Below are 22,564 nucleotides of genomic sequence, written 5' to 3'. Positions count from 1 at the left end.
TTTAAGACAATAATGCGAGGAAAGAAATGCAAGAAAGAAAAATGATTGAGATTCTGCATAAAATCACACAAGAGCGAGCGCAAGATATTACTCAAAAAGGCTTTGCACTCGGGCATAATGTGCCTCAATCTAGAATCCACCCGCTTATCAAGCCAAAACTTGATAGCACATTTTTTATCGCTGAAATTAAACGCGCTTCGCCTTCGCACGGGGATTTAAGCAAGATAGATGAGCCTATCAAACTCGCGCAAGACTACCTCAATGGCGGAGCTGGAGCAATCTCTGTGCTCTGTGAGGAGCGGCATTTTAAAGGCTCTCTAGCGGATTTAATGGCAGTTAAGAGTGCATATCCTAATGCGTGTATTTTACGCAAGGACTTTATCCAATATCCCCAAGAAATTGAGATAAGCTATCGCGCTGGAGCAGATATGGTGCTACTTATCGCAGCAATGTTTATAAATGAGGATAAAGGATTTATACACCTTCAAGCAATTTATGAGGAATGCCTCAAATATGGCATTACGCCGCTGCTTGAAGTACATACGCAAAAAGAGATTGATTTTATCGCTCCGCTCAATCCCACGCTAGTAGGTATAAATGCGCGGAATCTCCACACGCTAGAGATTGATATTATTCAGGCGTGCGCACTCAAAAGTGCAATCACAAGCACCCTGCCCCACACGCAAGTGATGTTTGAATCTGGTATAAACTCCCCCCACTCCGCCTTTATCGTGGGAAGCTTTGGCTTTAGTGGGATTTTATGCGGAAGCTATCTTGTCGCTCACAATAATCCAACTCGCGCCCTACAATCACTCAAAAATGCCTTTCTCATCGGTAAAAATCAGCAACCGCGCTTTTATCGCTACACTTTCCCCACGCTCACGCGCCATAATATAGAATCTACAAAAATAGAATCTGCACAGGTGGGGGATTCTCAAATCCTGCTTAAAGTTTGCGGTATCACAAATCTTGATAACGCGCTACTTATCGCGGAAGAGGCAACAAAATATCAACACAAAATTACTTTTATGCTGGGCTTTATCCTCGCCCAAAATAGCCCACGATTTATAGAATCTAAGCGCATAAAGGAGATAAGTAAGGCTCTGCACTCGCTTTATCCGCATATTTTGCGCGTAGTGGTTGTAAAAGATGATAAAAATGCACTCAATGAGGCAAAAACACTTTATGAGCAGGGGCATATTGATGCGATTCAGTTACACGGACTAGACTCGCTCACACCGCATACATTTGCGCATATCCCGCTTAAAGAGGCAACTTTTTGCTTCTATGGAGTGCAAAATATCGCTAAGGCAGAGGATTTTATCGCTGATTATGAGGGGGCATTTTGTCTTGTAGATTCTCAAAGTGCGCAAGGCGGCGGCTCTGGGAAAAGGATTGACACAAATGTGCTTTGTCATCTTAAAGAGCGATATTTGTGTATCGCTGGGGGCATTAGTGCGGATAATATCAATGAGTTTCTTTCCCTCTCTCCTACAATGCTTGATATTAGCTCGGGCGTGGAGAGTGTGCCGGGTGTGAAAGATATAGATAAAATTAAAATGATTTTGCATACCATAGAATCCTATCAAGCCAAAAAAGCTTCATCTCATTAGATTTTAAGTAAAATGCCACAACTCAAATAAAAGGATAGCAATGAAAAAATTTCTCTCTGTGCTAGTGATATGCTACGCAATCCTATGTGGAAGTGTGTATGGGGCGGGTAATGGCTCATTAAAGCTCATTATGGCAGGAGATGCGCTACTGCACGCTTCTGTATATAATGATGCAAAACAAGAAAATGGCAGCTATGACTTTAGCAAAATGCTTACTGCGCTTGAAATCGCAAAAAAATACGACTTGGCTTTTTATAATCAAGAGACGATTCTAGGCGGCACAAAGCTCGGCTTAAGCACTTATCCGGCGTTTAATTCGCCTCAAGAATTTGGCGATAATATGCTCTCCTTAGGCTTTAATCTCGTCTCTTTAGCAAATAATCACACACTTGATAGAGGAGAAAAGGCAGTGCTCTCTTCGCTTGAATTTTGGCGTGGTAAAAACGCGCTCACAGCAGGAAGTTATGGCAGTTTCAACGAGCGCAATCAAGTGCAGATTCTGAAAAAAAATGGTATCACCTATGCGCTTTTAGCCTACACATATGGCACAAATGGTATTCCATTGCCAAAGGGCAAAGAATATCTTGTCAATGTCTATACGAAAGAGATGTTGCGTAAAGATATTGCCGCGGTGCGCGAGAAAGTGGATTTTCTAATGGTGTCAATGCACTGGGGGATTGAATATGACTTTGCCCCAAGTGCCGAGCAAAAACAATATGCTAAGCTTCTATCCGAGCTTGGTGTGGATTTAGTCATTGGCACACATCCGCACGTGGTGCAACCTGCGGAATGGATAGGCGATACATTGGTGTATTACTCACTAGGGAATCTCATCTCGGGGCAGAGAGGCACAAATAAGCGCATTGGTATGCTAGGCAGTGTAGAGATTACAAAGGTAAAGGACGGCAAAGTCAAGCTTTCAAATCCACGCGCAGAGCTTATCTATACCTACTACAACGCGCAGTTTAAGAATTTCAAGCTGATGTGGTTTAGTGAGCTAAATAATACTATTTTACAAAACTATAAATCAATCTACAAAGAATATATGAATATCATCACGCAGGGAAAAAGTGATATCAAGATTGGTTTGTAGATTCTGTAATTTTTTAAATTTGTAGCTTTTTGGCTACCCCAAATCAAACCGCCTCAAAGCGGGCTAAGGAAAAAGCAGATTCTAAGTTTAGAATCTGCTCTACCGCACATCTTTGATGACGATCTAAAAGTAGCTCATCAGGGCTGGGTTATCACGCGCGTTTCTTTAAATTTAATTTGTTGGCGACATTCCTTACAAGTGATAGGATTTGATGAGCGTTCAGCAAAGAGGTGCATAGATTCTGTAAGCTTATGCTCTCTGCCTGGACACGCGCAAGTATAGTAATAGTATCTCACTTCTCTTACCTCGCAAGTCGCCCCACTCTCTAACTGCTCTTTGCGATATTTTTCAATCAGCATATCTTCTTGCAAAATATGTGTCAAAAGCCAATCTTTCGCGATTGTAGAAATCATTTCCTTAATCACTTCAAGCGAGGATACGTGTTTTACCATACCAGCCATATCAGCCACGATTGTGCGATGAATCTTCCTATGTTCTTCGAGGCGCGGGTAGCCAATAGTATGCATATATTGTTCTTCGTCTTTAAAGTGCGTCTTCATATAATTGAAAAACTCTGTAAGAATGCCTTTCACTTCCTCGGCAGAGCTTTGGCTATTTGCTATACGATACGCCTTGTGAGCCAACTCGAACAGCCTTTGATGCTGCTCGTCTATAATCTCGTGATGAACGCTAAATTCATTGCTCCAATCTGGTAACATTCTTGCCCCTTTGTGTTAAGATGAAGTGCTTATGTATCTTTAGGCACAATAGGTTGCTGACACTCCTTGCATAGCACTTTTCGCGCACTACTTTTAATAAAAATATGCATAGATTCTGTAAGCTTATGCTCTCTGCCCGGACACGCGCAAATGTAAGTATATATCTTATCGGTTGATTTTGTATGTGCCTTGCGAAATCTCTCAATTTGCATATCCTCTTGCAAAATATGTGTCAAAAGCCAATCTTTTGCAATAATAAGAATCTGGTCCTTGATTTCATTTGTAGAGCGGACATTTTTTACCATACTCGCCATATCAGCTACAATCGCACGATGTATTTTTTTATGCTCCTCCAAGCGCGAATAACCAATAGCGTGCATATATTGCTCTTCATCTCTAAAGTGCGTCTTCATATAGTCAAAAAACTCGGCAATTATACCCCTAATCTGCTCTCTATCAGTATGCCTATTCGCTACCTTGTAGGCACGATGAGCCAACTCGAACAGCCTTTGATGCTGCTCGTCTATAATCTCATTATGGACGCTAAACTTATCACTCCACTCTGGCAACATAAGCCCACTTCCCCTCTGCAATTTCTAAATCTTGCTAAAACTTCTTGGGATTCTATATTGTTTTAATTTAAACCAAAGTTAAAACCGAGCATTCTTTAGGCATAGTGTATCAAAGTGAAAATGTAAAACTCTTGCGATGATAAGGGCAATATCCATATTCAACAATACTTTTTCTATGCTCCAAAGTCCCATAGCCTTTGTTTTGAGCAAGTTTATATTGGGGATAAATCTTATCTACTTCACACATTTGCCTGTCTTTATGCACCTTTGCCACGATAGAAGCGCACGATACGACCTCAAATAACGAATCTGCCTTAACCAAAGTTTGCATTTTTAGCCCTGCATTCAGCAAATATTGCGGAATCTGCGCCTTAAAAGTCGTATTCCCGTCTATTATAACAACAAGCTCATTTGCACCTATTGCGCTATTGTGTACCACATTACATTGACTACTCTCGCTGACTTGCGCTTTCTCCTGTTCTACTCTATCTACACTCTCTTTAGAATCTTGCAAAACTTGCCAATCCTGTGAATCCTGCGCCATCTTAAAGATACTTTTTTGCAGAATCTGCCCTGCCAGCGCATAATTCCCAATCGCACTCATCACAGATTCTATACCCTTTCTCATAGCGGAACTTAAACCATTTGCATCTATTTCCTCTGCATCTATTTCCACCACAAAAAAAGCTAAATCGCCCCTTTCTCGCGCCTCACACATCGCCTCATAGAGAATCTCACGCCGCTTAGGTGAGAGTTTCTTACTATCCTTTGCACCAAAAGATTTAATAATATGTGCCTTGCCTATCACACCAGCGACAAATAAACTCCCACACAGACAGCCCCGCCCTGCCTCATCAATCCCTGCCAACCACATTTACGCTCCTTTTTTGCCTTACAGATTCTAACACATTTGGATTTATCACTATATGGCACACTATATCTTAAACTCCGCACGTCCATTTTAATTTAAGTTTAAAAAGATTAGAATACGTGCTTTTACTTTTGGCTAAAGGGATAATATGCGCGTATCATATTTTATAAGGTTTTATTTGAGAGTCATAGTGGCAGTGATGTTTGCAATATTCGGTATCTTTGCGCTCAATGGGTGTAAAGATGATGAACTTGTCGTGGCGACTGCAGCGAATTTTACACCATTTGAGTATGTCGAGGGACAGGAATTTAAAGGCATTGATATGGACTTGGCGCGCGTCATTGCTCAAAAACTTGATAAAAAGCTTGTTATTAAGGATATGGAGTTTGATTCGGTAGTTACTTCACTTGCCGGAGGCAACGCAGATATTGCACTTTCAGGCTTGACTATAAATGACACACGCGAAAAAGTCATTGACTTCAGTAACACTTATTTTAACGCCTCACAAATGCTTATCACGCTTAGTGATGATACGCGCTTTGATAACATTACCACAAAAAAAGATCTTGTGAGTGCGCTTAAGGCGATTCCAAATCTTAGAATCGGTGTGCAAGTAGGCACAACAGGGCTTTTTTACGCTAAAGGTGATGCGGATTGGGGGTTTGAAGGATTTTCTAATGCCACCACAAAAAGCTTTTCAAATGGCGCACTCGCAGCGATTGCGATGAAAAATGCTCAAATTGATGTTGTGATTATTGATGAAATGCCTGCACACGAGATTGTCAAAGCAAATAGCGGAACGAAAATTATTGAAATCGCACTCACCAATGAAAAATACGCCATTGGTATCACAAAAGACAAACCAAAGCTTAGGGATTCTATTAATGAGATTCTAAATGAACTCAAACAAGATGGCACACTTGAAAATATTATCAAGGCTTACTACACAGGAAAATAACGAATGGAATTTGCACAAAAATACGCTCTTTTCACTCATCAGCTCATCACAAATGGTGGATACAAGCTTGTTTTGGAGGGGCTTGGCACGACCTTGCTTCTCGCTATTTTAGCACTTTTTATTGGCGTGATTGTGGGCACTTTGGTGGCGATTGCTATTACTTATAGGAATCCTCCACTCCCGCATAAAATCTTGTGCGCGTTTCTCAAGGCGTATGTGGGTTTCTTTCGTGGTACTCCCATTGTCGTGCAACTCCTTTTTATCTATTTTGTGATTCTCCCCGCTTTTGGGCTAAAGGGCGTAAGCGCACTTCTTGTTGCGGTAGCAATCTTTGGCTTAAATAGCGGTGCATATGTGAGCGAAATCGTGCGCAGTGGGATTCTAAGCGTAGATAGGGGGCAAGATGAAGCAGCGAGGGCTTTAGGACTAAGCGCACGAGCAAGTATGCGCTATATCATCTTTCCTCAAGCACTCAAAAATGCCTTACCCGCACTTTGTAATGAGTTTATCACGCTTCTAAAAGAAACTTCAGTAGCAAACTACATCACCGTTCACGACCTTACCTACGCTTTTAAAAGCATAGGCGGGGCAAACTACGAATATATGTTTCCGTATTTTTTCCTCGCCCTCTCCTATCTTTTGCTCGTGATATGCGCGAGCTATCTCGTCAAACTCTACGAAAAAAGGTTGCGTGCAAGTGATACATATTAAGCAATTACACAAGTATTTTGATGATAAACCAGTGCTTACAGACATTAATCTACATATCAAAATGGGTGAAAAAGTCGTCATTATAGGACCGAGTGGTTCGGGCAAATCAACTTTACTAAGATGTATAAATCTCCTCGAAGTCCCAAGCAGTGGGGAAATCTATCTTGATGATAAGATTTTGTTCCCGCAAGATACTTCAAGCTGGGACATAAATAAGGCGCGAACAAAAATGGGAATGGTGTTTCAGCATTTTAATTTATTTAACAATCTCAATGTGTTACAGAATCTCACCCTTGCGCCCACATTTTTAAAATTACTTAGCCAAAATGAGGCTATTACACGAGCACAGGAGCTCCTTAAGCGCATAGGCTTACTTGATAAACAAGATTCTTATCCCTCACGCCTAAGCGGTGGGCAAAAACAGAGGGTGGCAATTGCTCGCGCACTAATGAATAAACCCGAGATTATGCTTTTTGATGAGCCAACTTCCGCACTTGATCCCGAAATGGTGGGCGAGGTGCTTGATTTGATGAGGGATTTAGCAAGTGAGGGTATGAGTATGGTCTGCGTAACGCACGAAATGCGCTTTGCTAGAGAAGTGGCTAGTCGCATTATTTTTATGGAAAATGGACACATAACAGAGCAAGGCACACCCACAGAGATTTTTGAATCCCCAAAAACTCCGCGCCTCCAAGCTTTCCTAAACAAAATAATGGCTTAGATTCTGTCATTTTAGCACCCTTAAACTTATCTGTGGGGGGGGGCGTTAAAGAGAATGTTTAATACCTAAAGATTCTAAAATAGAATCCAAAACACATTTACTTCCAAAGATACAACCCTTTTGTTAGCACAAAGCTATTCAAAGCAGAGTAGTGATGCACCTAATATGAATATTATTTAAATCCTCCAAAAAAGTAAATACATTACATTTAATTTTCTCATTTTTGCTTAAAACAAAATATAGGAGTAGATGTTTATATAAAAAATTGTTACATTACAAGAGTGATTATTTGAAAATGAATCGCTCTTGTAAGATTTATGCTTTAAGAGCAGTAAAAAGTGTAAAAGTAAGTTCTTTTAAGCCTGTTTTTTTAAGACTTGAAATAGGTAAGATAAATTTTTGCGGATTACCTTTGTGGGTTAAAAACTGCTCTAACTCTTTAGATTGTGTTTCAAATTTGAATCTAAACTCCTCCCCCAAATATTGCATATCGCTTTTTGAAAGCACAATCCCAAAGGCTCTTTGGGCTAAGATAGATGAAAACTTTTGAAGCTCTAAATTGAGAATCTCCCACTGCTCTTTGAAGCTCTGCTCACGCATAGAATCTAGCACAAAAAGCAAAAAGCTAGTGCGCTCAATATGTTTTAAAAATTCTAGCCCAAGCCCTTTACCCTCACTTGCACCCTCAATAATACCCGGAATATCTGCCATCACAAAAGATGAAAATTCATCAACATCGACCGCACCAAGATGGGGTGTGAGTGTGGTAAATTCATAATTTGCCACTTCAGGCTTTGCGTTTGAAAGTGTGGAAATAAGCGTAGATTTGCCTACATTTGGAAATCCCACAAGCCCCACATCAGCGATAAGCTTTAGCTCTAAAAGGATATGTTTCTCCTCCCCGCTTAAGCCCTTTTGCGCGTAGGTAGGAGCTTGATTGGTAGAATTTTTAAAATGCACATTGCCCAGCCCTCCTTTGCCACCTTTAAGCAAACACACATTTTTTGGATAGGTATTCATATCTATGAGCAACTCTTTTGTATCAAAGTCTAGAATCTGCGTCCCGAGCGGGACTTTAAGCGTGATATGCTCACCCCTCTTGCCATTACATCTTTTTGCCTGACCGGGCTGCCCATTTTTTGCTTTATAATGACGCGCACCGCGATATTTTGAAAGTGTATCGGTGTTGTTATCTACTTCCACATACACATCGCCACCATCGCCACCATCGCCACCATCAGGTCCGCCCTGAATGACAAATTTTTCTCGGCGGAAGCTCACCGCACCAGCCCCCCCCTTGCCCGAAGCAACAAAAATATCTACACTATCTACAAACATTCCAACCCCTCAAAGGACGCACAGCCACGCAAGAGTGTATTCAAGTATATATGTAAAGATTCTCATAAATGCTTACCTATACACTCCACACCCGCTGGTAGTGGCGAGATTCTAACATCTCACCACATCCCCCTAAGAAGCGGGAATAACTGAAACTTTCTTGCGATTCTTATCTTTTTGCTGAAATTTCACAATTCCATCAATAAGGGCGTAAATCGTATGATCTTTACCTAAGCCTACATTATCACCCGGATGCACTTTCGTGCCTCTTTGACGCACGATAATGTTTCCTGCGCGGACAAATTGTGAGCCAAATTTCTTTACACCTAAACGGCGTCCTGCTGAATCGCGATTATTTTGGGTGCTTCCCTGACCTTTCTTGTGTGCCATTATCTACTCCTTATTTTGCTACAATCTTTAGAATCTTCACGCGTGTAAAGTCCCGCCTAAAGCCTCTTTTTGTCTTGCTATCTTTCCTTCTACGCTTTTTGAATGTAACGACCTTTTTGCCCCTGCCCTCATTGATAACTTCCGCTTCAATTTTTGCACCTGCAACAAGCGGCGTGCCTGTGCGGACATTATCTCCATCGACAATCGCTAAAACTTCGTTCAATTCAACCTTTGACTTTGGCTCAAGGCTCATTTTATCAAGAAGCACGATGCTTCCCTCAATGACCTTGTATTGTTTGCCTCCATTCTTAAATATCGCATACATTTGCATTTCCTTGTGAATTGAAGTATTTTTGTAGAAACAAAGGGGCGATTCTATCCTAAAATTCTTTAATCTAAGCTTTTAATGTTATAATCTCGTGCAAAAAAGGAGTAAAAATGCGGATTCTGTATTATTTTGTTGTCATTTCGATGATGTTTCATTTTAACCTTAGCGTGCTTAATGCAAAAGAACCTCTAATGCCCTATACCGCCTATAATGGCACAGCTTTTATGTATATCACAAATAGCAACAAATCCCTCACTTCCAACAAAAAATCACTTCATTTTTTTACCCACCCTAGCAAAAAAGGCAGTTTTGTAGCCTTTGTACCTATTGGCTATTATGAAAAGGATACAAGATTTATCAAAAGTGGCAAAGAAAATATTGCACAAATTAACATCATACAAAAGACTTACAAAAAAGAACAAATCACAGTCGCAAAAGATAAAGTGAGCTATTCACAGGAGGTGGCAAAGCGCATTGAAAAAGAAAGGGAAGATATGATAAAAGTCTATCGCACAATCACAAAAGGGCGACTATGGGACAAACCCTTTATAAAACCCCTAGATTCAGTAATTACAAGCCCTTATGGAAGTGCGCGCGTGTTTAACAATACGATTAAAAGCTACCACGGAGGCACAGATTTTCGCGCGGCGATTGGCACAGATATAAAGGCGAGTAATGACGGCAGGGTCGCGCTTGTGCAGGATAGATATTTATCGGGCAAAACGATTGCTATCGACCACGGAGAAGGACTTGTGAGTGTGTATTTTCACTTGAGTGATTTTAATGTGAAGCAAGGCGATACCATAAAACGTGGAGATATTATCGCTAAAAGTGGCGATACAGGGCGCGTGAGCGGGGCGCATTTGCATTTTGGTATCGTTATCAATGGCACAAATGTCGATGCAATGGACTTCATCGAGCAAGTCAATACACTTTTTTAGAGATTTGGGCTTGATAGATTATAATCTCATAAGTGAGGGATAATTGCTAATCTCTAACTCTGTTTTTAGAATCTACCGCCCTTACACTTTAATCCACACAATCAAACCCTTAAAAATCAATCTATATTTTTATATTGCAATAAACACACAGAATCATAGCAGCCTCTTTTGGAATATATTTTGCTTGAAAATCTGCGTTACACGAGTTTCTAAAATAGATTTAAAAAGAGGTGAAAAATGGCTATAGCAGATATTTCAAAGGCTTATCCAGTCGTTTATAAGGCGCTTGATTATCGCTCAATTAGGCAAGATATGATTGCCTCAAACCTTGCAAACGCCGATACGCCCTTTTATCGCCCTAAGGATATTAATTTTGAGCAATATCTCGCAAGAGAAAATCAAAAGATTTTTAACACAGCCCCTAGAAGCTACGAGCTTCCACTCGCTCAAACTTCGCAAATGCACCTTGATACAAAGCGCAAACCACAAGATAGCGCAACGATGTTTTGGCGTGATGGGCATTTAGCAAAAAATGATGGCAATAGCGTAGATTTAGATGTAGAAACAAGTGAAATGGGTAAGAATAGCACAATGTATCAAGCCTTGACAAGCGCGCTAAAGCGACACAAGGGAATCTTCACATATGCCATAGATTCTGGAAGAAATATATAGATTCTAAATAAGGAGCAAAAATGTTTTTATCAAGTTTTGATATTAGCGGATATGGGCTTTCAGCACAGAGAGTGCGCGTAAATACTATTTCATCAAATATAGCTAACGCAAACACCACACGCACCGATGAGGGCGGACCATATCGTAGGCGAGAGGTGGTATTTAGAGCATTTGATTTTGATAAAGTACTCAATGAAAAATTGGGAAAAAATAACCAACAACTAAAATATGAAGACCCTTTACGTGAGGGAGATTTGGGAAAAGAACCAAAACCTGCTATAATGAGTGTTTATGTTCATAAAATTGCACGTGATGACAGGGAACCATTGATGAAATACGACCCAAGCCACCCAGATGCAAATTCTGAAGGCTATGTCGCCTATCCTAACATTAATCCCGTTGTCGAAATGGCCGATTTAATAGAAGCTACACGAGCTTACCAAGCAAATGTAGCGGCGTTCCAGAGTGCTAAAAATATGGCGACTAACGCAATTACAATGTTTCAAGCATAGGAGAAATAGATGGCTAATCAATTCAATATGATTACAAATGACATTCAACCTATCGGTGTAGATAGCAAAAGTGTGCAGGGCAAGGACAAGCAAAATGGACTTGACTTTATTAGTGCGCTTAAAAATTCAATCCAAGATGTAAATGCTGAGCAACAAACTTCAGAAAAGGCTCTTGCAGACATCGCAAGTGGGCAAGTAAAAGACTTGCACCAAGCGGCAATAGCGATTAACCGCGCAGAAAATAGTATGAAAGTGATGCTTGAGGTAAGAAATAAAGCTATCAACGCTTATAAAGAGATTCTAAGAACCCAAATCTAAGGCGTTGTGTGGCATATTATGCAAAAAAAACAGGGGTTGTTATCTCTGTTTTTTTCATTATACTCTTATGTTTTATTATTTTTCTTAGTATCGTTTATGTCAAAATGATAACCCCACGCAAACTCCCCACAAATACTGCCACGCGTAGTGATACTTCGATACGAGGTAGCCTCTATACAAGCGATGGATTCGAAGTCGCTTATAGTGATAAACTCTACAAGGCAAGTGTGAATACCCAAAGCATTGACCCAGATAAAAAAGAGCTTTTTATTACACTTTTTTCCATATATAGCGGAATCTCACAAGATGAAATACGCAAGAAGCTAAACCAAAAAGGCTATGTCGTGCTTTCATACACGCTTAATTCCACCGCGGCTACAAATCTTAAAAATCTGAATCTTATCCTTATCCGCTACGATGTGTTTAGAGAGTATGAGGACAAGAGAGGGCGCATTATCCAAAAAATGGGTTTAAGCATTCAAGTAAGCGGAAACAACAGAAATTATGTGTATAAAAATATCCTCGAGCCGCTTATCGGCTATACGCGCAAAGTAGAGAGCCAAAACATCACGCGCGTTGATGGTGTAAAAGGCGTGGAGAAATACTATAATGATATACTCTCACCCAAACAAGATGGCAGCATCACCGGTAAGCGCGATGTAGGATTCAATATCATCGCCAACAAAGCCGCTATGACACAGGGCAAACAAGATGGACTTGATGTTACGCTTAGCATTCCACTCAAACTACAAAAGAAAATAGAATATGAGCTTGATGAAGCAAAAAAACGTTACAAGGTGCGCGAGATTATCGCTGGAGTTATGGATTCTAAAACGGGTAGAATCCTAAGCCTCGCCACTTCAAATCGCTTCGACCCAAAAAATATTCAGCAAAAAGACTATCCTAATCTTAATTTTAATGCTATTGAATACTCTTATGAGCCCGGTAGTACGATTAAGCCTATCATTTATGCGATTTTATTGCAAAAGGGTATGATAAGCCCAGAAGACATCATCGAGCTAGATAATGGCTATTACAAGCTCAAAAGCTATACCATACGCGACACACACCCGCTCAAAAGCGCGAGTGCGGAAGATGTTATCGTGCGTTCTAGCAACATAGGAATGGTAAAAATCTCCAAAGACCTAAAGCCCAATGAATATCACATTGCTTTACACGCCTTTGGCTTTGGCGAACCAAGCGGGATTGACCTGCCATATGAAAAAACAGGCTTAGTACCTAGCCCAAAAACCTTTCATAACGAAGTATATCGCGCAAGTGTAAGCTATGGCTATGGAATGAGGGCGACTTTCATACAACTTATGCGCTCTTATGCGATTTTTAGTAATGGCGGCTATCTTGTAACGCCACGAGTGAGTGAGTATGTAACCGCCCCCAGTGGCGAAAAATATATGCCAAAACGTTTTGAGCCTATCGCCATTCTCTCGCCACAAACCACACAACAGGTTCATAATGCCCTTGTCCAAGTGGTAAAAAAAGTGATTAAAATCGCGCAGATTGAGGGCATCATCACAGGTGGGAAAACTGGCACCGCGCGTATCGCTAGTAATGGCAAATATGATAGTAAATATAATGGTTCGTTTTTTGGCTTTGCCCAGGATGAAAACAATGCCTATACAATAGGTGTTGTCGCTTTTGAATCTGACATCAAAGATGACTACTATGGCTCACGCACCGCTGCACCTATTTTTGCGCGTATTGTGAATATTCTTGTAGAGGACGGTTATCTAAAGCCCATAGAGCCAAATATAGAATCTAGCGCAGATGAACCACAAACCGCACAAGCCCAAGAAGTAGTGCAATAATGGCAAAAGTGCAAAATAGCAAGGATTTAATGTTTCAAAAGATTGAAAAAAAAGTGTGCAAGTCGCAAAAAAATCTTATATATCTTGCGCAGTGCGATACGACCATTGGCTTACTTAGTGCAAATATGCAGATTCTAAACATCGCTAAAAATCGCCCAGCCTCGCAAAATGTACTTATGCAAGTAGCTTCACTGCAGGCACTAAAAGACTATGTAAGAATCCCGCCTCTACATAAAAATCGTATAAGAAAATCAACGCTTTGCACCTTTGTTTATCCAAACAAAAAAGCTATAAGAGTAGTATATGATAGCCTACATTCACGCTTTTTTGCACCATTTTGCGCACTTTATTCTACTTCGGCAAATCCCACAAAAGGCAGTTTTAATCAACAATGGGCAGAAAAAGTATGCGATGTGATTGTGCGCGATAAGAGGGGATTTATTGAGAATCAAGGCTCAAAAATGTATAAAATCAATCACAAAAAAATCAAAAGGATTCGTTAATGCGTATCGACAAATATCTAAGCAGTGTAAATATCCTCAAAAGGCGCACAATTGCACAAGATATGTGCGAAAGTGGCGTGGTAAGCGTAAATAATGTTGTTGCCAAGCCGAGCAAGGAAGTGCGCGTGGGTGATGTAATAGAGCTACATTACCTCGAATACAGCAAAAAATACGAAGTTTTAGCTCTCCCCACGACAAAAACTATACCCAAATCACAAAGCAGCGAGTATTTCAAAGTTCTAAACTTTTTTACGAAATAAAAACTTGTTTTTGTTTCGTAAAGGTAGATTCAAAAAATACTAAAAACTTTAGAATCTTTAATTTTCAAGGGTACTTAAAACTTATAAATCTATTTTGTAAGCTTTTTTAAACCTCTATTGCAAAAAACCTTTTAGTTTTTACTTTATAAAAGAGGGTTAAAATGTAGCAAAATCAGCCATTACATCTTACTCCTCCCCCTTATTAAATGAGGTCGTGCCCTCTTTGCCTTCAAGGAATTTGCGCTTTGTATATTGATTGTGGATAGAGATATGCCCTATCCCAACAGAGACTTCATTCGCTTCTCACAAAAATAGTTATTTTATTTTGTGAGTTTTAAACTTGATTCTAAGAATTGAAACTCATTATCTTTAAATAGTTTTGCGTGGAACTTAGGCTAGGAATTTCTCAAAATGATAATGACTAGCCTAATGAATGCAATCTTTTAGAAGAATAGGCGAGACTAAAGCACAAAAAGATTCCATTCTATAAATTTTAATTTTTAACACAAGGTAATATTTTCTAAAAACTCTATCTCCTCACCCTTAATAATCAGCGCATCAAGGCAATAGGCTTTTGTGATATTATGCGTGGAGAGATACAGCCCTATGGCTTTTTGAAGCTTTTCAAGCTTATTTTGCGTAATGTTATAAATAGGTTCAAAGTTCTTGCCACTTTTGACTTCTATGAAATGCAAGATAGAATCTTTATTGGCAATAATATCAATCTCGCCATATCGTGCAAAAAAATTCCGCTCTATAATCTCAAAACCTCTCTCTTGCAAAAATACACAAGCTCTCTCCTCCGCCCGAGTACCCTTCTCCCTACTCATAACGCTCCTTTAGCCTTGTGAATTTGTGCTGATTCTAATATGATATTTTTAACATATGCTCGGCTTGCTAGATTCAAAAAAACAAAAGGAGCGTCCTCAAAAAATTAAGACTTAGAAACTCAAAATATAACGTGCACCAACATTATAGATATGCGAGCCTGTTTGTTCTTCACCTGTTATCCTATTATTTTCCAATTTCGTATCTACAAAAGGCACACGAGCAACAATCTCTATGCCGTGATGTTTGCCAAATTGAGTTCTTAAGCCGGCATTTAAGGCAGCACTAAAGCCTGTTTTTGCTTTGAAATCTTCATTATTTTTTGCAGCCCAAGTATTTGCACCAGCTCCTACACCCACAAATACACCAAAATTTGCATTTGCATTTGCAATCACATTATAAAGTGCATCAATATTTAACCCATAATTCATTATAATTTTTGGCTTTAAGTCATTTTCTACTTCCGCATTTGCATAAGCAAAGTTTATGTAATAGCGCAAACCAAAAGCAGGAGTAAAAAATGATTTATATCCAACAATAGTTTCAAAACTTACACCATCAAGTTTTTGTTTTGTGCTATCAGTTTTGATTTCACTTTGCCCATAACCTGTCCCAATACCTACAAACAATCCACTTTCTTCAGCCATTAAAGCGGAGCTTGTAAGGACTAAAGCTGCAACAGAACTTACCAAAATCTTTTTCATTGTGAACCACCTTTATTATTATTTTGCGTCAAATGCGCTCCCGAGATTGTAGCCGCCCCCCCCCCCCTCCTTTTGCTTAAAAGTAAAAGAAATTTAGAATATTAATATACATTTATACACAAAAGGTAACAATTTTTGTGTATAAAGAGATGATGCTAGTTGTGTATTTTCAAATGATAAAAACTCATTAGAATCTAACTTTGGGCTATCTTTGAAGTATTGTGTTTATAAGTTTCTATGTAAAGTTTTTATTCCAAGCGCATTTTATAGGGCTTTTGCACAATATTTTCTATCTCGCCTAGCTCTGCAAACGCGCTATTAATATCTCTTTCATAGCAATGATGTGTAGAGAAAAGCATTTTTGCGACATTTTTAGAATCTGTCTCTTTTTGCAAAAATGCTTTAATAGAAATATGATGCTTCCCTAAAATCTGCGAGACCTGCCCTAAAACGCCGGGCTTGTCGCTCACATACAATCGTATATAATAACGCGCAAAAATCTCATCTCTATGCTTAAGTCTAATGTGCTTATCGTCTAATGTGCGCTCAAAGCCAAGCATTGCGGCACTCTCACCTCGAGCAATCGCGATAATATCACTTATCACGGAGCTTGCAGTCGCGTCCCCTCCAGCCCCTGCGCCATAATACATACTCTCGCCCAAGCAATCTCCTACCACGCTAATGCCATTCATCACGCCATCAACCTTACTTATCATCGCTTCTTTTTTAATCATACAAGGATGAACACGCAACTCCACCTCGTTGCCCTGCTTCTTAGCGATACCCAGCAGTTTAATCACATAGCCAAACTCATCAGCAAACTCTATATCATCAGGCGTAACACCCTCAATCCCCTCAATTAAAATATCCTCGGGCATAGCGTGGATTCCATACGCAAGAGAAGCAAGGATAAGGAGCTTATGCCCCGCATCGCCACCGCTTATATCAAGTGTGGGATCAGCTTCTGCATAACCAAGATTCTGTGCATCTTTTAGCGCGGTTTGAAAATCCTGCTTGTGTTGCTGCATTTGTGTGAGAATATAATTACTTGTGCCATTTAAAATCCCAGCAATGGCATTAATATGATTTGCGCTCAAGCCATCTTTAAGCACACGAATAATTGGAATCCCACCACACACACTTGCTTCAAAACCTACGGGCAGCCCCTTAGCAAGAGGAGCAATATCATAACGATGATAGGCTAACATCGCTTTGTTTGCGGTGATAAAAGCCTTCTTTGCAAGGAGTGTCTTTTTTGCGATTTCATAGGCGAGATTCACACCACCCATAAGTTCGATAACAACCTCAATCTCACTATCTTGCAATATATCATTTATATCTGTGCTAACTTTGACTTCAGTCGCATTTAGCTCTTTAAGTTTTGCGTGGGCTTTTGCTTCATTGCGCACAACAACGCGCCTCACCACGATTTCCTTACCGGCTCTTGCATTGATGATAGCGTGATTATTAAGCAGAGTTTTTAGCACACTACTTCCCACTACACCAAAGCCAATCATACCCACAATGAGCTTAGACATAATAAACTTCTTATTGAAATTGTTTCAAAAATGTTTTGAGATTCCGAGCGGCTTGACGAATACGCTTTTCATTTTCAATGAGTGCTATCCTCACATAACCCTCGCCATACTCGCCAAATCCCACACCCGGACTCACGGCAATCTTTGCTTCTTTAAGCAATCTCTTTGAAAATTCCAAACTTCCCATATCACCCACGCATTCGGGCAATTTCGCCCAGATAAACATACTCGCCTTTGGCTTCTTCATCTCCCAACCAGACTCGCCAAAGCTCTTAATCAGCACCTCCATACGCTTTTCATACTTACCTTTAATCTCCTCCACGCAAGATTGGTCGCCTTCAAGCGCAATAGTTGCGGCAATTTGCAGAGGCGTGTAGATTCCATAATCAATCCAGCTTTTAATCTTTTGCAAGGCTTGAATGATTTTTTTATTCCCCACAACAAAGCCCACGCGCCAACCCGCCATATTGTAAGTTTTACTCAATGTATAACTCTCAACTGCCACATCTTTAGCACCCTCAACTTCAAGGACACTAGGTGTTTTGAATCCATCAAAGCACAGCTCCGCATAGGCAATATCCGAAATAATATAGAATCTCTCTTGTTTTGCCATAGCTACCAAACGCTCGTAAAACTCCCTATAAGCGACAATCGTGGTAGGATTATGCGGAAAATTCACAACAACAAATTTTGGACGAGGCATTACCTCACGCAAAACGCGTTTGATATTCGCAAAAAAATCATCAATATCAAGCTCCATATTTTCATTCCACTTGAGCCCAAAAGTAGAAACATTCGCACCATTCAGGATAAACGCATAATAATGTATAGGATAGGCTGGTTCAGCAACAATGGCATTATCACCCGGATTTGTGATTGCCTGAACGAGATGCACATAGCCTTCCTTACTCCCCATTGTTACACAAGCCTCGCTCTCTGGGTCGAGTTCCACACCATAAGTGCGCTTGTACCAATTACAAATCGCTAAACGCAATTTGTAGATGCCACGACTCACAGAATAGCCTTGATTCTTGTCTTTTTGTGCAGATTCACAAAGTTTTTGGATTATATGTTCTGGTGTCTTGCCATCTGGGTTACCCATAGAAAAGTCAATCACATCTTCGTTATTGCGTCTCATCTCTAGCTTAATCTCATTAATTGCGGCAAAAACATACTTTGGCAGACGCTTTATTTTATTAAATTCAATTTCATCAAACATAATACTATCCTTTCATCTATCAATGCAGATTCACAGAAATGCCATTCTTTAAGCTCTCTGGGCTATCATAATCTGTAATCATCACAAACTTTACACCCTGCGGAATCTTTACTTTCAAATTCGCGCTCGAGCCTGTATCATTCACCATATCCACTATGCTAAGATTCCTATCATAGAGCACCACGCGCGGATTCCACTTGGGCATATTTATGGGTTGAATCGACAAATCCCCGCCCGAATTAATATTAAGCCAATATTCACCCGAAGTATTGCGTAGATCTAAATTCGCACCTTTAGCTAGAAACTTTGTGTTCGGCAAGCGTGGTTCATACACTTCTAGAGTATATTCCCACGCATATGTGCCTACCCGATTGATATCAAGACATACAAAGCCTCTTTTACTCAATTCATTGATGATAATCCCCATATCTGGGCTATGCTCTGTATTGAAAGAAAATTCTATGCTTGACAAACCGCTACTTAGTTCTGCTTTACTGATGACAAAATAAGAATACCCCATTGATGTGAGGACATTATTACCAATTTTGGTCAGCAAAATCGGGCTAGTGCGTGCGCTTAAGCTTAGTTTCACTTCATTTGGCTGACCAAAACGCGATGTGAGTAAGCCATTCTCCTTAAGCACATACACGATTTTTGCCATATCAAGGCGTCCGCCCTTGTAATACATATTTTTATTTGCAAAGATTCTATTGATAAAATTCACATTGACTTGATAGTTTTGCTCTCCCATAAGATTGCGTATTTTATCATCAAAGGTGTCAGCCCACGCACAAATACTTAATAACGTGAGTAAAAGGCATTTTTTTACCATTCTAACCCACCATTAAGCTGCTTAAAAGTCGTGTAATTCACATCTTTCAAACTCTCTCCATCATAATACATTCTTACCGGATATTTCGTGCTATGTGAAATCTCCTCGCCATTCAGTGTAAGATTAAATGTGCTATGTCCCATTACAAAAAGCATTCTGTGTGTGAGCTTAATATCATATTCTTTTTTGTAAGAAAACTGCTCTTTTGTGCCTGTTTCTAGATTTATCACACCAAGCCACAAATCATAGTTTGAAGTAATATGCAAAATATTGTCTTTCACGAGTTGTGTTTGTGTAAAATGCGTAATTGGTGCATTTTGCGTAGATTTTAAATCTTGGGTGCTTTGCACATTATCATTTTGTGTAACTTGTGAATTGCCAAAAAAGAAATTTTGCTCCACATTGCTCTCCTCTGCTTGAGGCTTTAGCTCATCACCTATTGTATGCTCTGGGGTAGATTCTATTTCTCCTTGTGAATCTGTCTCGCTCTCTTGTGTTTTTGTAGGGTCAAAAAATATCCCATCATATCCATCTTCTCCCTCATTACTCGTTTGTGTTGTAGTGGCAACACTAGGTTTTACTTCATTATCTTTATAGTCTTTCACAAAAGCCTTATATGCAAAATATCCCATTAAAGCCAAAAGGATAATAACTAAAATCATATAAAACCAAGTATAAGATTCTGAATCTGTCTTGGTAGCACTTTCACTCTTGAGCGCGAGATTTAATACTTGATGTTCGCGACTTTTTTCCTCTTTTTTTTGCTGCTCCTTTTCCTTCTCTTTTTGCTTCACCTTAGCGACATTCTCCACCAACCTCTGTACCCGCTCTTCCTCATCCTGCTTACTAATCACCTGCGAAACGCTTTTGACGTTATCTTTTTGACTTTCCTCCCATAGCATAATCCAATCACGCAAATCTACATCGTATTCCCGCTCCAAAATCGCGATAAAACCTTTCGCCCTTACCTTATCTATTTTATCAAACCGCTTTTCTAGCACATCTTCAATCTTTGTACTCGCAAGTTTTGTATTCTTACTGAGCTCTTTTAAGCCAATAGCCTTGAGTTTAGAAAGCTCATTATCAAGTTGAGTATTAAAATCTTTTTGCATTATTTATCCTGTCTATTAAAATTCCTGTCGCCACAGATACATTGAGAGAGTTGAAATCGTGCGCCATTTTGATGGAAAGCATTGTATCAAGTTTGTGCTTCAACCGACCTGATAAACCTTGAGATTCGCTCCCCAAAAACAAAGCCCACTTTTTTTCTATTTCACAATGCTCTTGGCCCTGCATATCCGCGCCCAAAAGCATAAAATTTGCATTTTTCAGCTCGTTTATTATATCAAATATATGTGAAAATACGCCATAAGGCATATGCAAAAATGCACCACTTGAAAGTCGCGCTATACTTTCTAAGGCTTTTTGACTAAGACTAGGCAAAGAAATTATTACTCCCCCAACGCCAAGTGCGTAAGCTGTGCGAAAAATCGAACCGATATTACCAACATCACTTATCTCACATAGCACAAGCAGAGAATCTTTACTCTTTAATTCCTCGAAGCTTGCGGGGTTTGGGGGCGTGATACGCGCTAATATACCCTGATGATTCCCACCACGTGCCAAAGCTTGAGCCTTTTTAGAATCAAGTCTCTTTATAGGCTTATTGAGTTTTGCACATTGTGCGAAAATCTCCTTTGGGACTTCTTTAGCCAAGTAAATCTCCTCCATGCGCCACGCGCAAGTCTCTAGCGCATACAGCACCGGTTGCTTACCATAGATTATCATCGCCCTGCCCCATTTTGTAGTAAATCCTCATAGCATTCTTTCACGCTCTTACCATTCATTTTACTAAGAATCTTAGCCTTTATTTTTGGTGGAATATCAAGTAAAAGCACCTCCTCATAGCCTAACCCCACCTCCTCATTAGATTCTTGAAACTCAAAGACAATCACCCATTCCCCACGCACAGAACTTGATTCTATTTTTTGCCTTATCTCCTTTGCATTACCATAAAATCGTTGTTGATGAAGTTTTGTAAGCTCCTTTTGCACACTAAGTGCTATGTGTGGCGAAATAGAATCTATATCATCTAAGGCTTCCAAGATTCTATGAGGGCTTTCGTAGCAAATCACACTATATGCGCCTCCTATGCGAAGTTTAGCAAATTGTGCGATTGCCTTTTTACGCTCTAGGCTTTTATGCGGTAAGAATCCCGCAAACACAAAAGGTGTAGATTCTATACCACTGCCACAAAATGCGACATTAAGCGCACAAGAGCCGGGCAAAATATCAAAGGGAACATTATGCTTTATCGCATAGGATACGAGTTTTGCGCCCGGGTCGCTAATGCAGGGAGTCCCCGCATCACTCACATACAGCACATTGGATTCAAAAAAACTGCTTTTTAGTGAGATAATAAAGTCTTTTTCATTATGAGAATGAAAGGAGATAAAATGTTTTTTGGCGATAAAAGATTGTGAATCTTCACCGCTGGGTAATGTAAGGAGATTGCGCGAGATGAGAAGCTCAAAAAGTTTCTTTGTAACCCTCGTATCCTCACACAAGATAACTTCAGCTTGTTTTAATGCCTCTAACGCCCTAAGCGTAATATCACTAAGATTCCCTATGGGCGTAGGCACAAGCGTCAGCACGAGATTATTTCATATTATATTTTTGTCTAAATTTTTCAACGCGCCCTGTGATGTCTGTAATCTTATCACTACCGGTATAGAATGGGTGGCAAAAGCTTGAAATATCAATACGAAGCTCACTTTTTGTGCTAAGCACCTCAATTTCTTTGCCACTTGTTACGCAGGTTACTTTGCAGGGAACATACTCTGGGTGAATGCCTTTTTTCATCATAGATCCTTTTTCAGTTTTAGTCAATAAAGGCGCGGATTCTATCACATTCTGCTTTAAACGCACTTTAAGAGAGCAAAAATAAGCATAGGATTCTATAAATTTTCACAATGCGGCATTTTTTAGAATCTAGTTTTTTTAAATCTTAGAAACTTGGCTGCAAATTAAAGGAATGATTTGTCTTGATGAAAAGCGGATTTTAGAATCCAAAGCCCCTTAGTGTACTAACGCCTTA

General features: G+C 39.8%; 27 protein-coding genes. 12 read left to right on the top strand and 15 right to left on the bottom strand.

The window, feature by feature from the left end; genetic code table 11:
* Nucleotides 1-26 precede the first annotated feature (26 nt).
* Together trpF and BN2458_RS04300 are read left to right on the top strand one after the other, a co-directional pair.
* Nucleotides 27-1,613, top strand: a complete 1,587-nt coding sequence (gene trpF / locus BN2458_RS04305; protein ID WP_231944859.1) for a bifunctional indole-3-glycerol phosphate synthase/phosphoribosylanthranilate isomerase — start codon at nt 27-29, stop codon at nt 1,611-1,613.
* A gap of 40 nt (nt 1,614-1,653) precedes the next feature.
* A complete protein-coding gene (locus BN2458_RS04300; RefSeq protein ID WP_034327224.1) occupies nt 1,654-2,706 on the top strand; it encodes a CapA family protein in 1,053 nt (350 codons plus the stop codon).
* Nucleotides 2,707-2,843: 137 nt separating this feature from the next.
* On the opposite strand, the gene BN2458_RS04295 is transcribed toward BN2458_RS04300, so the two are convergent.
* The 3 genes from BN2458_RS04295 to BN2458_RS04285 form a co-directional block, all read right to left on the bottom strand.
* On the bottom strand, nt 2,844-3,425 hold the full coding sequence (locus BN2458_RS04295; protein WP_034327222.1) for a hemerythrin family protein: 582 nt from the start codon (nt 3,423-3,425) through the stop codon (nt 2,844-2,846).
* 29 nt (nt 3,426-3,454) lie between these two features.
* Entirely contained in the window at nt 3,455-4,018 is a 564-nt protein-coding gene (locus BN2458_RS04290) for a hemerythrin family protein (RefSeq protein ID WP_231944858.1), read from the bottom strand.
* 88 nt (nt 4,019-4,106) lie between these two features.
* Nucleotides 4,107-4,871, bottom strand: a complete 765-nt coding sequence (locus tag BN2458_RS04285) for a ribonuclease HII (RefSeq protein ID WP_034342832.1) — start codon at nt 4,869-4,871, stop codon at nt 4,107-4,109.
* Nucleotides 4,872-5,046: 175 nt separating this feature from the next.
* Here BN2458_RS04285 and BN2458_RS04280 point away from each other — a divergent pair, with 175 nt between their 5' ends.
* The 3 genes from BN2458_RS04280 to BN2458_RS04270 are packed head-to-tail and all read left to right on the top strand — an operon-like array spanning nt 5,047 to nt 7,258.
* Entirely contained in the window at nt 5,047-5,826 is a 780-nt protein-coding gene (locus BN2458_RS04280; protein ID WP_231944857.1) for a transporter substrate-binding domain-containing protein, read from the top strand.
* Between the two features lie 3 nt (nt 5,827-5,829).
* Nucleotides 5,830-6,537: an amino acid ABC transporter permease gene (locus BN2458_RS04275; protein WP_034327219.1), complete on the top strand. Its 708-nt coding sequence runs from the start codon at nt 5,830-5,832 to the stop codon at nt 6,535-6,537.
* Nucleotides 6,524-7,258, top strand: a complete 735-nt coding sequence (locus BN2458_RS04270) for an amino acid ABC transporter ATP-binding protein (RefSeq protein WP_034327218.1) — start codon at nt 6,524-6,526, stop codon at nt 7,256-7,258. Before BN2458_RS04275 ends, BN2458_RS04270 begins: the two co-directional genes overlap by 14 nt.
* Before the next feature lie 315 nt (nt 7,259-7,573).
* Here the strand turns inward: BN2458_RS04270 and obgE are convergent, their stop codons facing one another.
* The 3 genes from obgE to rplU form a co-directional block, all read right to left on the bottom strand.
* Complete coding sequence (gene obgE / locus BN2458_RS04265; RefSeq protein WP_058122050.1) at nt 7,574-8,596, bottom strand: GTPase ObgE; 1,023 nt, start codon at nt 8,594-8,596, stop codon at nt 7,574-7,576.
* Nucleotides 8,597-8,728: 132 nt separating this feature from the next.
* Nucleotides 8,729-8,986, bottom strand: a complete 258-nt coding sequence (rpmA, locus tag BN2458_RS04260; RefSeq protein ID WP_014666837.1) for a 50S ribosomal protein L27 — start codon at nt 8,984-8,986, stop codon at nt 8,729-8,731.
* A gap of 10 nt (nt 8,987-8,996) precedes the next feature.
* A complete protein-coding gene (gene rplU, locus BN2458_RS04255; RefSeq protein ID WP_034327216.1) occupies nt 8,997-9,311 on the bottom strand; it encodes a 50S ribosomal protein L21 in 315 nt (104 codons plus the stop codon).
* A 113-nt stretch (nt 9,312-9,424) separates the two neighbouring features.
* Between rplU and BN2458_RS04250 the strand changes: the two genes are divergently transcribed.
* The 7 genes from BN2458_RS04250 to BN2458_RS04220 all read left to right on the top strand — a co-directional run bounded on the left by BN2458_RS04250 (nt 9,425) and on the right by BN2458_RS04220 (nt 14,346).
* Nucleotides 9,425-10,255, top strand: coding sequence for a M23 family metallopeptidase (locus BN2458_RS04250; protein WP_034327215.1), 831 nt, complete (start codon nt 9,425-9,427; stop codon nt 10,253-10,255).
* A 237-nt stretch (nt 10,256-10,492) separates the two neighbouring features.
* The gene (gene flgB / locus BN2458_RS04245) at nt 10,493-10,927 is read left to right on the top strand and encodes a flagellar basal body rod protein FlgB (protein ID WP_034327214.1); all 435 of its coding nucleotides are present in this window, start codon (nt 10,493-10,495) and stop codon (nt 10,925-10,927) included.
* 20 nt (nt 10,928-10,947) lie between these two features.
* Nucleotides 10,948-11,439: a flagellar basal body rod protein FlgC gene (gene flgC / locus BN2458_RS04240; protein ID WP_034343481.1), complete on the top strand. Its 492-nt coding sequence runs from the start codon at nt 10,948-10,950 to the stop codon at nt 11,437-11,439.
* Between the two features lie 27 nt (nt 11,440-11,466).
* A complete protein-coding gene (gene fliE / locus BN2458_RS04235; protein WP_231944875.1) occupies nt 11,467-11,757 on the top strand; it encodes a flagellar hook-basal body complex protein FliE in 291 nt (96 codons plus the stop codon).
* Nucleotides 11,758-11,765: 8 nt separating this feature from the next.
* Nucleotides 11,766-13,583, top strand: a complete 1,818-nt coding sequence (locus BN2458_RS04230; RefSeq protein WP_034327211.1) for a peptidoglycan D,D-transpeptidase FtsI family protein — start codon at nt 11,766-11,768, stop codon at nt 13,581-13,583.
* Nucleotides 13,583-14,086: a Sua5 YciO YrdC YwlC family protein gene (locus tag BN2458_RS04225; RefSeq protein WP_231944856.1), complete on the top strand. Its 504-nt coding sequence runs from the start codon at nt 13,583-13,585 to the stop codon at nt 14,084-14,086. The genes BN2458_RS04230 and BN2458_RS04225 overlap by 1 nt, the downstream gene beginning before the upstream one ends.
* Nucleotides 14,086-14,346 (top strand): S4 domain-containing protein, encoded by a 261-nt coding sequence (locus BN2458_RS04220; RefSeq protein ID WP_034327210.1) that lies wholly within the window; start codon nt 14,086-14,088, stop codon nt 14,344-14,346. The genes BN2458_RS04225 and BN2458_RS04220 overlap by 1 nt, the downstream gene beginning before the upstream one ends.
* 500 nt (nt 14,347-14,846) lie before the next feature.
* Here BN2458_RS04220 and BN2458_RS04215 read toward each other — a convergent pair whose 3' ends face one another.
* The 9 genes from BN2458_RS04215 to rpmE form a co-directional block, all read right to left on the bottom strand.
* A complete protein-coding gene (locus tag BN2458_RS04215) occupies nt 14,847-15,176 on the bottom strand; it encodes a YraN family protein (protein WP_034327209.1) in 330 nt (109 codons plus the stop codon).
* Between the two features lie 111 nt (nt 15,177-15,287).
* Complete coding sequence (locus tag BN2458_RS04210; RefSeq protein ID WP_034343483.1) at nt 15,288-15,878, bottom strand: outer membrane beta-barrel protein; 591 nt, start codon at nt 15,876-15,878, stop codon at nt 15,288-15,290.
* 248 nt (nt 15,879-16,126) lie between these two features.
* The gene (locus BN2458_RS04205; protein WP_173644093.1) at nt 16,127-17,419 is read right to left on the bottom strand and encodes a homoserine dehydrogenase; all 1,293 of its coding nucleotides are present in this window, start codon (nt 17,417-17,419) and stop codon (nt 16,127-16,129) included.
* Between the two features lie 7 nt (nt 17,420-17,426).
* The gene (locus tag BN2458_RS04200) at nt 17,427-18,635 is read right to left on the bottom strand and encodes an LL-diaminopimelate aminotransferase (RefSeq protein ID WP_034327206.1); all 1,209 of its coding nucleotides are present in this window, start codon (nt 18,633-18,635) and stop codon (nt 17,427-17,429) included.
* Nucleotides 18,636-18,654: 19 nt separating this feature from the next.
* Nucleotides 18,655-19,467: a hypothetical protein gene (locus BN2458_RS04195; RefSeq protein ID WP_034342921.1), complete on the bottom strand. Its 813-nt coding sequence runs from the start codon at nt 19,465-19,467 to the stop codon at nt 18,655-18,657.
* Nucleotides 19,461-20,579 carry a hypothetical protein gene (locus BN2458_RS04190; protein WP_034342923.1) on the bottom strand — a complete coding sequence of 373 codons (1,119 nt, stop codon included), beginning with the start codon at nt 20,577-20,579 and terminating at the stop codon, nt 19,461-19,463. The genes BN2458_RS04195 and BN2458_RS04190 overlap by 7 nt, the downstream gene beginning before the upstream one ends.
* Nucleotides 20,563-21,255: a 23S rRNA (guanosine(2251)-2'-O)-methyltransferase RlmB gene (gene rlmB / locus BN2458_RS04185; RefSeq protein ID WP_034342925.1), complete on the bottom strand. Its 693-nt coding sequence runs from the start codon at nt 21,253-21,255 to the stop codon at nt 20,563-20,565. Before rlmB ends, BN2458_RS04190 begins: the two co-directional genes overlap by 17 nt.
* Nucleotides 21,252-22,121: a 16S rRNA (cytidine(1402)-2'-O)-methyltransferase gene (rsmI, locus tag BN2458_RS04180; RefSeq protein ID WP_034327202.1), complete on the bottom strand. Its 870-nt coding sequence runs from the start codon at nt 22,119-22,121 to the stop codon at nt 21,252-21,254. Before rsmI ends, rlmB begins: the two co-directional genes overlap by 4 nt.
* A gap of 4 nt (nt 22,122-22,125) precedes the next feature.
* Nucleotides 22,126-22,329: a 50S ribosomal protein L31 gene (gene rpmE, locus BN2458_RS04175; RefSeq protein ID WP_034327201.1), complete on the bottom strand. Its 204-nt coding sequence runs from the start codon at nt 22,327-22,329 to the stop codon at nt 22,126-22,128.
* Nucleotides 22,330-22,564 lie beyond the last annotated feature (235 nt).

Origin of the sequence: Helicobacter typhlonius, assembly GCF_001460635.1 — a bacterium.
GTDB classification, from domain to species: domain Bacteria; phylum Campylobacterota; class Campylobacteria; order Campylobacterales; family Helicobacteraceae; genus Helicobacter_C; species Helicobacter_C typhlonius.
The sequence above is the reverse complement of the archived record's forward strand: the minus strand, read 5'-3'. Positions and strand labels throughout refer to the sequence as shown.